This is a genomic window from Pseudoalteromonas sp. CH_XMU1449-3 (assembly GCF_037027245.1).
GTDB classification, from domain to species: domain Bacteria; phylum Pseudomonadota; class Gammaproteobacteria; order Enterobacterales; family Alteromonadaceae; genus Pseudoalteromonas; species Pseudoalteromonas shioyasakiensis.
Window position 1 is genome coordinate 154,112 of the sequence record NZ_JAYMDY010000010.1, and the last position, 14,275, is coordinate 168,386.

At 41.5% G+C, this 14,275-nt stretch carries 16 protein-coding genes; 9 read left to right on the top strand and 7 right to left on the bottom strand.

The window, feature by feature from the left end:
* The first annotated feature begins 19 nt into the window (after positions 1-19).
* On the top strand, positions 20-1,537 hold the full coding sequence (locus WA256_RS13875; RefSeq protein WP_335992394.1) for a DUF3360 family protein: 1,518 nt from the start codon (positions 20-22) through the stop codon (positions 1,535-1,537).
* A gap of 45 nt (positions 1,538-1,582) precedes the next feature.
* Here WA256_RS13875 and WA256_RS13880 read toward each other — a convergent pair whose 3' ends face one another.
* Positions 1,583-2,107, bottom strand: coding sequence for a hypothetical protein (locus WA256_RS13880; protein WP_199527533.1), 525 nt, complete (start codon positions 2,105-2,107; stop codon positions 1,583-1,585).
* Positions 2,108-2,159: 52 nt separating this feature from the next.
* On the opposite strand from WA256_RS13880, the gene WA256_RS13885 reads away from it, so the two are divergent.
* Entirely contained in the window at positions 2,160-2,519 is a 360-nt protein-coding gene (locus tag WA256_RS13885) for a DUF1294 domain-containing protein (RefSeq protein WP_335992399.1), read from the top strand.
* Between the two features lie 19 nt (positions 2,520-2,538).
* On the opposite strand, the gene soxR is transcribed toward WA256_RS13885, so the two are convergent.
* On the bottom strand, positions 2,539-2,994 hold the full coding sequence (gene soxR / locus WA256_RS13890) for a redox-sensitive transcriptional activator SoxR (protein ID WP_054562542.1): 456 nt from the start codon (positions 2,992-2,994) through the stop codon (positions 2,539-2,541).
* 76 nt (positions 2,995-3,070) lie between these two features.
* On the opposite strand from soxR, the gene WA256_RS13895 reads away from it, so the two are divergent.
* Genes WA256_RS13895 through WA256_RS13905 form a run of 3 tightly spaced genes read left to right on the top strand, consistent with a single transcriptional unit; the run spans position 3,071 to position 4,729 of the window.
* Positions 3,071-3,535: a flavodoxin family protein gene (locus WA256_RS13895; protein WP_335992401.1), complete on the top strand. Its 465-nt coding sequence runs from the start codon at positions 3,071-3,073 to the stop codon at positions 3,533-3,535.
* Positions 3,536-3,581: 46 nt separating this feature from the next.
* Complete coding sequence (locus WA256_RS13900; RefSeq protein WP_058584657.1) at positions 3,582-4,106, top strand: DsrE family protein; 525 nt, start codon at positions 3,582-3,584, stop codon at positions 4,104-4,106.
* A complete protein-coding gene (locus WA256_RS13905; RefSeq protein WP_335992405.1) occupies positions 4,106-4,729 on the top strand; it encodes an SGNH/GDSL hydrolase family protein in 624 nt (207 codons plus the stop codon). Before WA256_RS13900 ends, WA256_RS13905 begins: the two co-directional genes overlap by 1 nt.
* A 53-nt stretch (positions 4,730-4,782) precedes the next feature.
* Here WA256_RS13905 and WA256_RS13910 read toward each other — a convergent pair whose 3' ends face one another.
* Positions 4,783-7,041, bottom strand: a complete 2,259-nt coding sequence (locus tag WA256_RS13910; protein WP_335992407.1) for a TonB-dependent receptor — start codon at positions 7,039-7,041, stop codon at positions 4,783-4,785.
* A gap of 263 nt (positions 7,042-7,304) precedes the next feature.
* On the opposite strand from WA256_RS13910, the gene WA256_RS13915 reads away from it, so the two are divergent.
* The 4 genes from WA256_RS13915 to WA256_RS13930 all read left to right on the top strand — a co-directional run bounded on the left by WA256_RS13915 (position 7,305) and on the right by WA256_RS13930 (position 12,044).
* On the top strand, positions 7,305-8,312 hold the full coding sequence (locus WA256_RS13915) for a LacI family DNA-binding transcriptional regulator (RefSeq protein ID WP_335992409.1): 1,008 nt from the start codon (positions 7,305-7,307) through the stop codon (positions 8,310-8,312).
* A gap of 101 nt (positions 8,313-8,413) precedes the next feature.
* Entirely contained in the window at positions 8,414-9,664 is a 1,251-nt protein-coding gene (locus WA256_RS13920; RefSeq protein WP_062565806.1) for an MFS transporter, read from the top strand.
* 9 nt (positions 9,665-9,673) lie between these two features.
* Positions 9,674-11,182: a trehalase family glycosidase gene (locus WA256_RS13925; protein WP_062565805.1), complete on the top strand. Its 1,509-nt coding sequence runs from the start codon at positions 9,674-9,676 to the stop codon at positions 11,180-11,182.
* Positions 11,183-11,345: 163 nt separating this feature from the next.
* Positions 11,346-12,044 (top strand): helix-turn-helix transcriptional regulator, encoded by a 699-nt coding sequence (locus WA256_RS13930; protein WP_062565804.1) that lies wholly within the window; start codon positions 11,346-11,348, stop codon positions 12,042-12,044.
* A 116-nt stretch (positions 12,045-12,160) separates the two neighbouring features.
* Here WA256_RS13930 and WA256_RS13935 read toward each other — a convergent pair whose 3' ends face one another.
* The 4 genes from WA256_RS13935 to WA256_RS13950 all read right to left on the bottom strand — a co-directional run bounded on the left by WA256_RS13935 (position 12,161) and on the right by WA256_RS13950 (position 14,252).
* A complete protein-coding gene (locus WA256_RS13935) occupies positions 12,161-12,559 on the bottom strand; it encodes a hypothetical protein (protein ID WP_062565803.1) in 399 nt (132 codons plus the stop codon).
* A gap of 112 nt (positions 12,560-12,671) precedes the next feature.
* Positions 12,672-13,445, bottom strand: coding sequence for a CsgG/HfaB family protein (locus tag WA256_RS13940; protein WP_054562529.1), 774 nt, complete (start codon positions 13,443-13,445; stop codon positions 12,672-12,674).
* Entirely contained in the window at positions 13,445-13,870 is a 426-nt protein-coding gene (locus WA256_RS13945; RefSeq protein ID WP_054562528.1) for a curli assembly protein CsgF, read from the bottom strand. Before WA256_RS13945 ends, WA256_RS13940 begins: the two co-directional genes overlap by 1 nt.
* Positions 13,860-14,252, bottom strand: a complete 393-nt coding sequence (locus WA256_RS13950) for a curli production assembly/transport protein CsgE (RefSeq protein ID WP_335992432.1) — start codon at positions 14,250-14,252, stop codon at positions 13,860-13,862. The genes WA256_RS13945 and WA256_RS13950 overlap by 11 nt, the downstream gene beginning before the upstream one ends.
* Between the last annotated feature and the right edge of the window lie 23 nt (positions 14,253-14,275).

Here is a 14,275-nt window from a genome sequence, read left to right on the forward strand (position 1 = left end):
ATAGGTAGTAGGAGAACTCATGAATACGAGGCAGCAATCAGCGTCAATAACGCCTGCTGAACAAGGATCGGATACTCATACCGACCAGCAAAGCTATCAAGCTCTTCATAAACCCAGCAGTGAATTTTCGAGTCGTGACGAATACCTTGAACACGAATTACAAATTATGCAGCCTAAGCGCTGGCGTCCTAACTTACCATTTCGTGATTATCGGTTTGAATTAGAAGACTCTATCCCTGCCATGGCAGGGACCATAGGCAAGGTGGTTATGGTGGGTGCAATTGCTGCAACGTTTGCAGCGCCACTGGGCTTAGGTGAAGGTTTTATTCTAGAAAACGTGCGCTATGAGCTGTTAATTGTATCGATCTTCATTTTATTATTTTCAGGCTTCTTTTTACCAACAGCAAACTTAGCGGGTACGCATGGGCCGCTTATTCCTTTGATCCCGATTGTGGTTGCTGCGGGTGGTCACCCAATGGCCTTCGGTTTACTGATAGGGGCGTTTGGCCTATTACTGGCGCTTAGTAAAGGCGGGAGTTTACTGGCGGGGTTAACCAGCCGAGGCGTGTGTGGCGGTTTACTGCTTTACCTTGGTTTTATTGGCACGATTTCGCAGGTTAAAAAGCTATTTGCATGGGCTGAAGGCATTGATATGACCCATATCGCTTTCATTGTGATTTTGTCGACTATCGTGTTGTATGCATTACTTGAGCACTACAAAAAACGTTGGTTAGCCGTGCCATTAAGCTGTTTACTTGGCGGTTTAATTGCATTTTTACTGGGAGCGCCGTTTGAGTTTAAGACCGCACCGGGTTTACCAAATATGAACCCAATGTATTGGTGGGGTGAAAACACCGGTTGGATGCTGGGTTTACCAACCCTAGAGAGCTTTGTGGTGGTATTGCCATTCGCGGTGCTTGCGGTTGCCATGTGGTCACCTGACTTTTTAGGGCATCAAGTATTCCAAAAAATTAGTTATCCTGAGCGCACAGAAAAAGTACAAATGAACATTGACGATACCATGTTCAGCGCTTCAATCCGCCAGACATTTGGTTCCTTGTTAGGCGGCTCTAATTTTACCTCGTCATGGGGAACCTACATAGTGCCAGCAGCCATCGCTAAACGCCCAATTCCTGCCGGAGCGGTGTTAACGGCATTATTTTGTATTATTGCCAGTATTTGGGGTTACCCAATGGATTTAGCTATTTGGCAACCCGTGTTATGCGTCGCCTTGATTGTAGGTGTGTTTATCCCACTTCTTGAAGCTGGTATGGAAATGACCCGTGAAGGTAAAACCACCCAATCGGCTGCTATTGTGGTGTTTTCATCGACTTTGGTGAATCCTGCATTTGGTTGGTCGTTAACTATGTTGCTCGACAACCTGGGCTTAATTGGTTGTAAAGAGCGAAGCTCTGAACTATCACCAATGAGCCGTTGGATCATTCCATTAATAATGTTTGTAATTTTAACAAGCGTGATGGCGCTGGTGGGTATGCTGCCAGGGATCCCAGCATTAATGGCTGACTTTAGGCATTGATATATAAGGGTAAGGTGATAAACGCCTTACCCTTTTTCAAAGCTGTTATTTAAACTTAACTGTTTTTTCGCTGCGGATGTAAGTTCGGGTATCTGGTTTTGTCCATTGACCTTTTTTAAGGTAAGAGGTCGACACTACAAAGCTGTTGTTTTTAAACTCGCTTGTCGATTTCACCTTAGTGATCCCTTCTTTATTACCCGTTACATTTTCATAAGCAACAAATTGAGTAGGGCTAAGTACATTCATTGTACCTTGGGTATAAAAACCTGCCGTAGTGAAGTAATAAAACACCAAAGACTGCTTTTTATTATCCCAAAAAATCATCGATTCACCACCATATTCACCTTCATTGATAGAGTGAATGGTTTTAATAGCCGTGCCATTGAGCGCGCGTTGCCAGGTACTCACATCTTGCACCGCAGGTTTACCTGCTGCGACATTAAAGTCAGACTGCCAGGTGCCTAAGTAAGGCTCAAACACTTTTAGCTTGTCATCAAGTTGTTGCTCCGCCGCCAAAACAGAAAGTGAACATAGGCAGATTGATAGTAAAAGTGATTTTAGGTATGCCATAATAGCGTCCCGATAAAATTAATTTGTTTTGCAAAGTATAGGTGATAATTCGTTGATTAAGAAAACATTAATTACATTTTCATTGTTGTTTTTAGCGCTGTTATGGCTGGTATCATGGCAACTTAATATTACCTACTTTATTGCAGGCACTTACAGCGTAGCGAGCTTAATAAGCTTTTTGGTATACGGCTGGGATAAACGTTTAGCGATGCAACATGGCGAGCATACAATAAGAGTACCTGAGCGAACACTGCATATTTTAGGGTTAATCGGTGGTTGGCCAGGTTCATTAATTGCACAGCAATGGTTAAGACACAAATCCAAAAAACGCAGTTTTATTGCTGTGCTTTGGTTAACAATTATTGTTAATGGCGGTGCACTGTCGTCACTGTACTATTTGCAGTTAATTTAAGAGCACAAACAGTCGTGTATTAATCTCTTTCTAACAGCACAGCGCCGCTGTGCTCTTCACCTAAATAATCATCTTTGTTGTAGATAGGGCATTTGGCCATTGATAAACAGCCGCAGCCAATGCAACCGTTAACGCGTTCGCGCAATCGTTGCATGTATTGAATACGTTCATCTAATTGCGTTTGCCAGACTTTAGAAAGAGCTGCCCAATCTTGTTTAGTGGGTGTGCGTTGCTCGGGTAGGGTGCTTAACGTTTGTTTAATGTCTTCAAGAGTTATGCCCATGGTTTGCGCAGCTTTTATAACGGCAATTCGACGTAATACATCGGGTTTATAGCGGCGCTGGTTACCGTTATTACGCCAGCTGCGAATAAGCCCTTTAGACTCATAAAAATGCAAAGTTGAAACTTTTACGCCACTGCGTTTTGCCACAAAGCCAACCGCTAGGTTTGCATCAATAAGTTTCTTATCTGACATAATTTGCTCCAATGTGTTGACCTAAAGTTAGCTTGAGGTTTTACGCTGCGCACATCATAAAAAAGGAGTGATAGCCTTGCAACAAAAACCAATAACAAATACGGTAATTATTTATTCAAGTGCGCGAAAAAAGGGTAATACGAGTTTACAAGTTAATGATTATAAAGCGCAGTATGGCGGCGATGTAGTATGTCTAGATGACTATGTTATCTCGCCTTATTGCTACGATAAGCAATATAAAAATGATGATTTTTATGCGGTATTTGAAGCGCTGTTGAATTATCAACACTGGGTGCTGGCATCGCCAGTGTATTGGTATAGCACCACACCGCAGTTTAAAGCATTTTTAGACCGGATCACTGATTACATGGATGATGAAACACTCAGGCCAAAACTGAGAACATTGCGTGAAAAGCAGTTTTCATTGCTCTCAAATGCAGGATCTGCTCACGCGCCTAACGCGTTTATCGAGATGTTTAAAAACACTTTTAATTACTTAGGCATGACCTTTAAAGCGCACCAGCATATTGATGCTAGTTAAACGGGTTTAAACAAGGTAGGCTAGAGTAAAAACAACAGGAAGTTATATGAAATCAACACTGTTAGGTTTATCTTTAGCCTTATTATCTTCGTTTAGTCATGCAGAGCAAGCTGAGCCTGCTATTAAAGGTTTTGGTTTTTATTATGATGTGCCAAACCATGCAGAAATCTCTGATCAAACGGTTTTCAAAGTGGCATTTGATGTAGCTGATGCGGCAGAAAAAGGGGCGCAGAATAACAAAATGAACTCATTAGCACGGTTCATTAATATGCATATAGCCCATGGTGTGAAGCCTGAGAACATTCAACTTGCTTTAGTTGTGCATGGTGGCGCAAGTGTTGATGTACTGGAAAACAGTTTTTATAAACAGCGCTTTGACAGTGACAATAAAAATCAGCAATTGATCTCACAATTGTTGGCACATAATACCGTTGTGTATGTGTGTGGGCAGTCTGCAACGCACATGAAGGTAAAACAGCAGCAGCTTATTCCTGGTGTGCAAATGGCGTTATCGGCAATGACCGCGCATGCACAGTTGCAGCAGCAAGGTTACACATTGAATCCATTCTAATGAATATTTTATGTTTTGGTGACTCAAACACTTATGGTATTTCGCCCGTCGATGGTAAGCGCTTTGCAGCCGATGAGCGCTGGCCTAGTTTACTGGGTATTAAACTAGGTGCCGGCTACCAAGTTATTGAAGCCGGCCAGCCCAATCGTACACTGGTGAACGACCCACCTTTTAGTGGTGATAAACTGGGCATTAAATACCTAGAGCCTTACTTAGCGGCTTATCATTTAGATGTGATTGTTATTCAGCTCGGCACGAATGATTTAAAGCGCCGTTTTGCACTGTCGGCTGCTGATATTGCCAACGCACTAGAAGCACTTATTTTAGATATAAAAAACTACTATCTGCACCGCGAATTACCCAAAATAATGATACTAAGCCCGCCAGCGGTGTATGAGGTTGGCGCGTATCAATCTATTTATGCTGGAGCGGCTGCAAAGTCTAGCGAGCTAGTTGAGGCTTTTTCTGAAGTGTGTGTGAAACAGCAAACTCTGTTTTTGGATATCACAGCAATCGCTACGCCTTGCCAGCAAGAAGGTGTGCATTTAATTCTTGAATCACATAAGTCTTTAGCAGAGCATTTACAGTTCTTGATTGTAAAACAAAAAAGCCACAGGTTATAAAACACTGTGGCTTGGGTATTGATTCTTTCAATCAAGGGGTTTGGGAGAATCGCTTAAAACTCGTAGCTAATGCTTAAGCGTGTAGTACGAGGCATAATGTAACGACCATTCGGTGCATCAGCATTACGAGGGTCACCTTCAGTGATACCTTGCTCGTCAGTTAAGTTATCAACTGCTAATTGCACTTTAATACCTTCCATAGGCTCAACAATTAAGCCAATGTCTACTTTTTCGTAACCTTCTAACACAACAGTGTTTTCGTTGTCGCCCCAACGATCATCAACCGCTGAGATTGTGCCGTATAAGGTTGCATACATATCGCTTACTTCAAAGTCATAGCTTGGTGTTACACGTACTTGCCATTTTGGTTGACGTTGGCTTTCGTTACCTTCGTTGCTTGGGCTTTCTGTGATTTCTGTTTCTTGAAGCGTTGAGTTTAAGTTAACTGAGAAACCAGATTCGTGGTTGTAGTTATAATCAAGCTCAATACCGTATGCTTCGTTGGTTAAGATTTCAGCTGGTACACCAGGGCGACGAACAAAGGTGTCACCTTTTACTTCGTTAGTGAAGAATGTTGCATAGAAATCGGTGCTATCAGTTAATAGCTTATAACCAAACTCGGCTTGTGTTACTTCTTTAATTAACTTTTCACCACCTTCGTATGCGCTAAAGTTATCGCGGAAGTCGTCAAAGTAAGGCATTTTGTAACCACGGTTTACGCGGGCAAATACACCCATGTCATCGTTAATTGAGTAGTTAATACCCGTTGTCCACGATGTTTTGCTTTCGTCATATTGAACAGACTTGTCGATTACGCCATCAAGACCTTCATCAACCGAGTATTCCACTTCGTGGTTTTCAAAACGAACACCGGCATCAAGCGTAAAGTCATCGTTGAATTTATATTGAGCTGTTGTGTAAAAGGCATTGGTACGTGCATCGCCTGTAGAGTTGATATCGTAGTTGAAGTCACAACCATCAACACTTGCATTACACTCGATGCCGTCTAGCATTTCGCCGCCTGCTTCAAGGACGTGATACGCTGTGTTACCTAAGCTCCACCAGTCATTTGCTGATGTGCTGGCTGTGTAATAACCAAAGGCCAGTGATAAATTATCAAGCTTTTTAGCAAATGCTAAATCATTAGTGAATGCGCTAATTTCTTTTAATACCACCCAACGACCAAGTTGTTGAACCGCCGTGTCTGCATCGTATTCTGTGCCAGTTACTGCACCTGTTGCTGTTTCACCGTTATCAGCCACTGCACCAACGGTTGTTGCAGAGCCTGCCGGTACTAAGCCATACGTGTTTGCATCACCTTTGGTGATGTTGAAGCGATCTGTGAAGCTCCAACCGTTATCGAATTCAAGTTTGATACTACCGCCAGAAACATGACCTTTCCAACCACGGCCTTCACCTAAGTCGATTTGTTGCTCGTCATTATTTGTGCCTGTGTAAATAGTCGCTTGGCGATTTAAAGTACCCAACTGCGTGTAGCTTGCGTCAACACCGTCAACATTTAGTGGTGTTGGTAAGTACCAAGCACCATGGTCGTCTGTTTGACGTGTGTATAAATTAATGGTGCCGTTTTCTAATTCTTTAGTGATATTAATTGTGAACTGGCTGCCTTTTTCTGATGTGAATCCAGCATCACGAATACCTGGAGAGCTTTTAACATAACCACCCACCATGAAGAATAAGTCATCAGAAATCTCACCACTTACCATAGCGTCAATGCGTTGTAAGTCGTAATCTGAAGTTGTGTATTTGAATACACCTTCGGTATCTTCACTACCACGTTTAAGGCGGAAGTTAGTTGTTAAACCTGGTTGGCCATTTGATACAACAGGGTTTGGACCACCGCGTAATGCTTCCATCGTTTCAATTGTTTCATCTAAACGGAATAACGACGAGTTTTCTAAAAATGACAAAGTAGGCGCAGGGTAAATTGGCGAACCTTCAAGGCTTAATGTTAAGAATGGTGCATCACCACCACCAGGGAAACCACGTACAAATACGTTCGCGCCAGACTCACCACCCGAGCTTTCTACCCACACACCCGGCACGGCTTTGAATAAATCAGCTGTACTTTTTGGCGATAATTTAACAATTTGATCTGCATCGATATTGGTTACTGCATAGCCAGCATCAATTTTACGTACGCCAATACCTGCAGGTGTACCAGATACAATAATTCGTTCTACTTTTTCTTTAGCTGGTTGCTCAGTTTGCTCTTCGGCCATAACTGTTTGGCCACTCAAAGCTAGCAAAATAGCAGAGGCTAGCGCACTGCGTGTGTATGTAGTTGTCATTGTGTGTTCCCATTTTTTATGTTGTTGAAAGCAATGTATTAGCGAATATTTTGCAATTGTTAACACCTTGCTTTTATAAACCATAAAGATTTATGCAAACGTTTGCAATTTGTTTTTTCAATTTTTTGTCCTTTTTTTACCCACAGGATGAGTTGGTCTGTTTTGCTTACTGAAAAAATATTATGCTCTTTGGCGCAGCGATTTGGTCGAAATGGTGGTATATTGCCAGCATATGTTTTAAAGGAAAGCAGTGTTTCAGTATCATGAATGATAGAAAATTAAAGTTAGCCGATCTTGCGAAATTAGCCGGTGTTTCTACGTCGACAGTTTCCCGTGCGCTCAATGATAACCCATTGATAAAACAGGAAACTCGCGACAAGCTTAAACAGTTAGCAAAAAAACATAACTTTAGTTTAAACACGGCTGCTAGCCGCCTTCGCACCCAAAAAACCAATGTTGTTGCGGTTATTATTAACCTCGATGGTGATACAGAACAGTCTATTAACGACCCTTTCTTACTTAAAATTGTTGGTGAAATAAATTTAGCGCTAAATAAATTTGGCTTAGAGTTATTACTTTCTAATTCGTTTATGGCCAGCGATGATTGGGCAAATTACTTTATTAATAGCCGCCGCGCCGATGGCATTATTGTGGTCGGCCAAGGTAAAAGCCAAGCAAATATTGAAGCTGCAGCGAGTGCTGGTGTTCCTCTAGTTGTGTGGGGCGATCCAAAAACACCCAGCAGTTACCCAATTGTTGGCAGCGATAATTATTTAGGTGGTCGCCTAGCGACTGAGCACTTATTGGCAAGTGGCGCTAAAAACATATTGTTTTTAGGTGACCCTGGGCACGCGGAAATTAGTGAACGCCACCGTGGTTATTTAGATGCTATTAATGAAGCCAAAGCCACTCCTCACGTGGTTTCTATCGATATTACTAGTAGTGCTGCTTATAAAGGAATTAACCAATTGTTGGTAGAAAAAGGGCTGTGCTTTGATGGCATTATGGCATGTAGTGACATGGTGGCTTTAGGTGCGATGAAAGCCCTGAAAGAGCGTTACATCAGCATTCCAAACGACGTTGCCCTTGTGGGCTTTGATGATATTGCCATGGCAGATATCAGTCATCCTTCTTTGTCGAGTATTAAACAAAATACTCAACGCGCTTCAGTTATTCTTGTTGAAAAGTTGTTAGCCCAGTTAGCAGGGCAGTCGGTAGAATCTCAAGTTGTTGAAATAGAACTAGTAAATAGGCAGTCGAGCCAGCGCTAAGCCTTTTGAATGTTAGCAATATGTGTAATTTTAAATGCAAACGTTTGCATTTTGTTTTGCGCTAAACTAGACTGAATAAAAATAATCATAGGTTGAAGTGAATGAATCCTATAAGAATAACTATCGCGCTGGCATGCAGCTATTTTGTCTTTGCTATTATGCTCAATAGTGTGGGCACTGTTATTTTACAAGCAATCAATAGCTTAGATGTAAGCAAAACTCAGGCGTCTGTTCTTGAAGGATTTAAGGATCTTAGTATTGCCATTGTGTCATTTTTAGTGGCGTCATTTATCCCTCGTATAGGCTATAAAATTGCCATGCTTGGCGCTTTATTACTGGTTGCAGTGATGTGCTTGGTTGTTCCGAGCATTGCCGACTTTTGGGTATTAAAAGCGCTCTTTGCCGCAATTGGTTGCAGCTTTGCTGTAATGAAAATCTCTGTTTACTCTGTTATTGGTCAAGTGACTGATAATGCTAATAAACATTCAGCGTTATTAAACACCATTGAAGGGGTGTTTATGCTAGGTGTGCTGTCGGGTTATTGGATTTTTGCGTTATTTATAGACGCTGATGACCCGCAAAGTAGCCACTGGTTGAATGTTTATTACTTGCTTGCAGCGATTGTTGCGGTGGCGTTTGTTTCTGTGCTTGCGGCACCAATAAAATCGCCAGAGTTAAAAACTAATCAGCAATCGCAGCTTCATGATTTTATTGACATGTTAAAGCTGACTTACCAACCCCTTGTGCTTATTTTTGTTGTTAGTGCATTTATGTATGTACTAATTGAGCAAGGCGTGGGCACTTGGCTGCCGACCTTTAATAACCAAGTTTTAAAATTGCCTGTTGATGTCAGTATCCAACTTGCCAGTTTGTTTGCAGCTGCGTTAGCGCTTGGTCGTTTGGTAGCAGGGCAAGTACTTAGGTTCATTAGTTGGTTTAGTTTATTAATGGGCTGCTTGGTCGCTATGGGTATGCTCGTATTATTGGTGCTGCCTTTGACTCACGATGTTGATGGTAGCCAAGTGAAAAGTGTGTTTGATGTGCCTTTTGCAGCATACATGCTGCCGTTGATTGGCTTTTTTATGGCACCGATTTACCCGTTACTTAACTCTGTCATGCTGAGTTCACTTGCTAAGCACAAGCATGCGGCTATGACAGGCTTAATTGTGGTTTTTTCAGCATTAGGTGGAACAACAGGCTCAATTATTACGGGCTTTGTATTCGATAAATTTAGCGGTCAGCATGCGTTTTATCTCACATTAGTGCCAATAGCCTTGCTATTAATCACCGTTTCAATCTTTAAGAAAATTACCCTAAAACCACAGTATCAAGCGGCTTCAAGCGCAGAATAAGGGATTGTCATGAACTTCGTTAATAGCCAATTATTTAAAGACGTACAGCTAGCAGAAGTGTTTGCTGATTCAAAAATGTTTGCCGATGCAGTGCCAAATTTATCTTGGCAAAGTGCTTGTGAGTTGTATCAACTTGTAGGCCCTTTAAAAGGTGATGAGCTGCGCGAATTTGTTATGTCGAACTTTTTGTTTGCTGATCAGACTATTCCGACTGCGAAATTAGATACCACTTCGGTTAAACAGTATATTCTTGATTTATGGCCACACTTGCATCGCAATGCAGATACAGATTTAGCAAGCTCACTAATGCCCTTGCAGTTTGACTACATTGTACCGGGTGGTCGTTTTCAAGAAATTTATTATTGGGATAGTTATTTTACAGCCTTGGGTCTAGAAGATTGTGGCGACCTAGCCACCATTGAAGCCATGGTTAATAACTTTATAGACCTACAAGAACGTAATGGCTGTATTCCAAATGGTAACCGAGTTTATTATAGCTCTCGCTCGCAACCACCTGTTTTGGCGTTAATGATAGCGATGCTATGGGACGCAAAATATAAACAAGAAGCAGATTTAACTTGGCTAGCAAACGCGGTAAAAGCACTTGAAGCTGAGTATCAATTTTGGATGCAAGGCTGTAACGACCTTAGCAGTGAAACGCCTGCTATTAGGCGCGTTGTAAAAGTGCCTAATAAGGCTATTTTAAACCGATATTGGGATAGTGCGGCAACACCTCGTCCAGAGTCATTAAAAGAAGATTTACATGACGCTGAAGGGCTAACAACTGAGCAGCAACAAAGTTATTTTCAACATATTCGCGCTGCATGCGAGTCTGGCTGGGACTTTAGTAGCCGTTGGCTAAGCGATCATAGTGACCTAAAAAGTATTGAAACAACCAATATCATACCGGTTGATTTGAATAGCTTACTGTATAACTTAGAGCATACGTTATCTCGTTTTTACCGTTTACTTGGTAAAGAACAAAAGAGCCAGTCGATTGCTGAGCTGGCTACACTGCGCTTAGATGCAATTAATACCTATTGTTGGAATTCTGAGGCGGGTGTTTATCGTGATTACAACATTAGACTCAATCAGCAAAGTAGTGTCGATTCGATGGCAATGGCTGTTCCTTTGTTTGTAGGCGCTGCATCTGTACAACAAGCTCAACAAGTGAAGCAAAAACTGATGAATGAGTTTTTAAAGCCCGGTGGTTTAGTGACAACATTGTGTAGTACATCACAACAATGGGATAGTCCTAATGGTTGGGCGCCGCTACAATGGTTCGCTGTAAAAGGTTTAACAGAGTATGGCTTTGTCAGCGAGGCACAGGCGATCATGAAAAACTGGCTGAGTATGATCGAAATGCGTTTTGCAGAGGATAAGTGCCTCCTTGAAAAGTACAATGTGTGCGAATTAGTTAGCCGTGCAGGTGGTGGCGAATACACAGTACAGCAAGGATTTGGTTGGACGAACGGTGTAACATCACGTTTTTACAAACTACTTAATGACTCACTGTAAAGGGGAGATGCGAGTATTGTTGGTTTACATTTTGTTAACTTTGGTGTCTGGCCATCCAAATGGGTTAGCAATGTTGTAAATTGCCAAAATAAAGGCTTATGAACGGTTGAATCATGTATCTAAATTAGGTATTGTGAATAAAATGTTTCAAGGAAGAAATGAGATGATTCAACCAACTTCTGTATTTCTAAAAACACAGCCAAGGTTACAAAACCGCAGTCAAAATTATCAATATTTAATTAAAATACTCGATGCGTTTTTTATGCGTGTGAAAGTTGATGCAAGCTTGCCTCAAGAGTCTATGCGCGAAGAGTTTAACCTTTATTTGATTGATAGCACTGACGCACATTGGAAAGACTTACTACCTGCAGAGTTAGTGCAACTTGCTAAGCAACATTTAGTGGTTATTTTTAATGCGGACGCTAATGCAATTTGCGAAAAAAACTTACTTTTAAATGGTATTAAAGGGGTGTTTTTTGCAGATCAATCACCTGAAGATATTTTTGCAGGGCTGGTCAGAGTGATCAATGGCGAGCTGTTTTTTAGCCGTAAAAGTATTTCTTCTACCTTTAACCATATGCTATCTGCAATGTCTCGCAGCCAATTCAATGCTAGTAACGATTCGGTAAATACGGATATTGACCTCAGCTTACTGACTAAACGAGAAAAATCAGTGATTCACTTACTTGCCCAAGGTGCGAGTAATCGAGATATCGCAGAGCGTTTAAATATCAGCGATCATACAGTTAAAACCCACCTGTACAGTGCATTCAAGAAAACGGCATCGCGTAACCGCGTGGAGCTGGCTAATTGGGCACAAAATTACATGGCAGTGAGTTTGTCTTTGCAAAATACACAGTAACAAACTATAACCAGTTTAATCCCTGTGGTAGTGTTTGCTATTAAAGCTCGTTTAGCACTTGCTCGATGCTTAAAAATCCAGCTTCGAGCAAGTATCCTTCAAAATCGTGTTTCCGTTTAGCTTCCATTATTCGAGCCTCGGTTCGATTTAGATGTGAGCTTATTCATAAAGTACAGTGGAATACAGAGTATTAATAATCCCAGCCATTGCCATAATGGCGCAAAAAGAAACACCAGCGCTGATTGTGCATCATGAGAAAAATAGATTGAACCTATGGTCACAGTACCAAATAAGACACACATAATAGTGACAATAAACGTGGCGATTTGTGCCACTCTTGTTTTACTGTGTTCAACCATCCATGCCATTAATAAATAAGGCGAAATACCCCATAAAACAAAGCCAATTGGCAGGCTTTTTGAACTGTCAAAATTATCAATTGTGATGACTAGGGTAATCAGTGCGGCTAAAACAATAAGAGAATAAGCGCATTTGGAGAAAGTAATCCATTTCATAAATAAAACTTAATTGACTGAATGCTATAAGTATTTATTTCGATCGATAATTAAGCAGAAAGTTCAAATTGGGCGCTGTGATGTTCAGCGCCACACTAATATACTCATTAAATTAGACCGCTTTTGCAGACCAAATGCCTTTGTTGATACCTTTTAATACAAGGTCGCTAAGCGCTTTTTCAATTGCTTGTGTTACGCAAATACTCATAGGTTCATTGTCGGTGAATCCGGCTTCTGCTTCTGCAAGACGCTTGTAGCTCACATAGCGAAAGAAGCCTGCGCGCATTTCTTGACTGAGCACTTTTTTACTTGTCGCGACGGATAACAAAACTTGGCCTGTGCGAACATCGACAGCGCGTAAATAAATTGAGATTGCATCTTCACGATATAACTCTGATGCGCCAATCCCGAAGTATTCCATACCAATCCCGCCGGTTTTGATATTTGTGTCGTAACTAATAATACCGCCTTCTAAGATTATTTTTGCTGTTGTGAGCGGTGGTAATTCAGGTAGCTTATCGTTTTCGGCTTGCGCAGCGCGAATAATTTTACGCTCAGTTAAGATATTTTGTAGACCTTCGCGTTCTACCGGAATAAACCAATCTGATTCATGCAATGCTTGCACTAAAATAGAGTTAGCGCCTTGTGTTACTGCGGTAGAAAATGAGCTTACATTTGCCTGTGGTTTGTATTGCCCAGTTTGGTCACGAAATGAGTACACTGACACAGGAATGCTTCCCATTGGTTGAGGAAGGGCCTGCAAAGCCTGGAAAGTTTCGGTTGGCTCAAGAGAGTCTGCTAGTTGTTTAGTCGGCGGGATTAAATTGCCCATTGATGAACAACCCGACAGAAGTAATACCATTGCTGCTAATGTGAGTGTCTTCATTATCCAAACCTCGGTACTTCAATTACTGTCACTGTGCCATCAGAGGTGTTGGTAATTCTAACGGTGATTGTGTCACTGGTACTGGTGATAATTTGAATTTCATAATCACCCGTCATAAAGGTCGAGTCACCATTAAAGATGCTGTCGTCGATTTCGTCACCAAATGCCATATCTGTGATTTCTCGTACCATTCTATTTAAGTAGGTACGCTCTAACGAATCTTGAAATTTTTCCCCGTAGGTTTGTTCGATAACCGGCGCTTTGTGCTTGTTTTGTGATTGCGCTTTATTAAGTAGCATGCTGGCATTTAATGGGCTGCCACCAAAGCTTGGGTTAATTGGGGTATAAACGAGTTCGGTTGCCCAACTAGAAAGAGGGCAGAGGATTATTATTAGTGTTGTTAAGTATTTCATTTTACCATCCATTTTTTGCCATATCGGGTGTTGATTGCTGCATTTGACTGCGTGCCATGGCATCCATCACGCTATACATGGCTTGTTTTACACGTTCATCTAATGGCTCTAAGCGACGTCCTAGATAGGTGACGTACACTATTTGGTTATTCATTTTTAAGACAAGTCGAGTCCCCGCTCGGGGTAATACCGTTTCTTTTATTTCGATATTAAAACCTGCTGTTGAAGGTAAATCGCGCCATAGGTTGGCAAACTCAAAATAAAATTGATGGCCAAATCGGCTAATACTTCTATCGAGTACTAAGTCATCGATTTCGAGGTCTTCGCCATAACTAGCCGTACTTTGAGCTGCAAGCACGATGCAACATATGCGTAGTAAGTTTCTTATTTTCATAATGGAATGAGGGAGCAAGGCTC

Excerpts from the sequence above, each read along its gene's own strand:
- WA256_RS13915 (WP_335992409.1), top strand. The coding sequence starts at position 7,305 with ATGAATGATAGAAAATTAAAGTTAGCCGATCTTGCGAAATTAGCCGGT.
- WA256_RS13940 (WP_054562529.1), bottom strand. The coding sequence starts at position 13,445 with ATGAAGACACTCACATTAGCAGCAATGGTATTACTTCTGTCGGGTTGT.
- soxR (WP_054562542.1), bottom strand. The coding sequence starts at position 2,994 with ATGTCAGATAAGAAACTTATTGATGCAAACCTAGCGGTTGGCTTTGTG.
- WA256_RS13950 (WP_335992432.1), bottom strand. The coding sequence starts at position 14,252 with ATGAAAATAAGAAACTTACTACGCATATGTTGCATCGTGCTTGCAGCT.
- WA256_RS13880 (WP_199527533.1), bottom strand. The coding sequence starts at position 2,107 with ATGGCATACCTAAAATCACTTTTACTATCAATCTGCCTATGTTCACTT.
- WA256_RS13900 (WP_058584657.1), top strand. The coding sequence starts at position 3,582 with ATGAAATCAACACTGTTAGGTTTATCTTTAGCCTTATTATCTTCGTTT.
- WA256_RS13935 (WP_062565803.1), bottom strand. The coding sequence starts at position 12,559 with ATGAAATGGATTACTTTCTCCAAATGCGCTTATTCTCTTATTGTTTTA.
- WA256_RS13875 (WP_335992394.1), top strand. The coding sequence starts at position 20 with ATGAATACGAGGCAGCAATCAGCGTCAATAACGCCTGCTGAACAAGGA.
- WA256_RS13930 (WP_062565804.1), top strand. The coding sequence starts at position 11,346 with ATGATTCAACCAACTTCTGTATTTCTAAAAACACAGCCAAGGTTACAA.
- WA256_RS13905 (WP_335992405.1), top strand. The coding sequence starts at position 4,106 with ATGAATATTTTATGTTTTGGTGACTCAAACACTTATGGTATTTCGCCC.
- WA256_RS13910 (WP_335992407.1), bottom strand. The coding sequence starts at position 7,041 with ATGACAACTACATACACACGCAGTGCGCTAGCCTCTGCTATTTTGCTA.
- WA256_RS13945 (WP_054562528.1), bottom strand. The coding sequence starts at position 13,870 with ATGGATGGTAAAATGAAATACTTAACAACACTAATAATAATCCTCTGC.
- WA256_RS13925 (WP_062565805.1), top strand. The coding sequence starts at position 9,674 with ATGAACTTCGTTAATAGCCAATTATTTAAAGACGTACAGCTAGCAGAA.
- WA256_RS13920 (WP_062565806.1), top strand. The coding sequence starts at position 8,414 with ATGAATCCTATAAGAATAACTATCGCGCTGGCATGCAGCTATTTTGTC.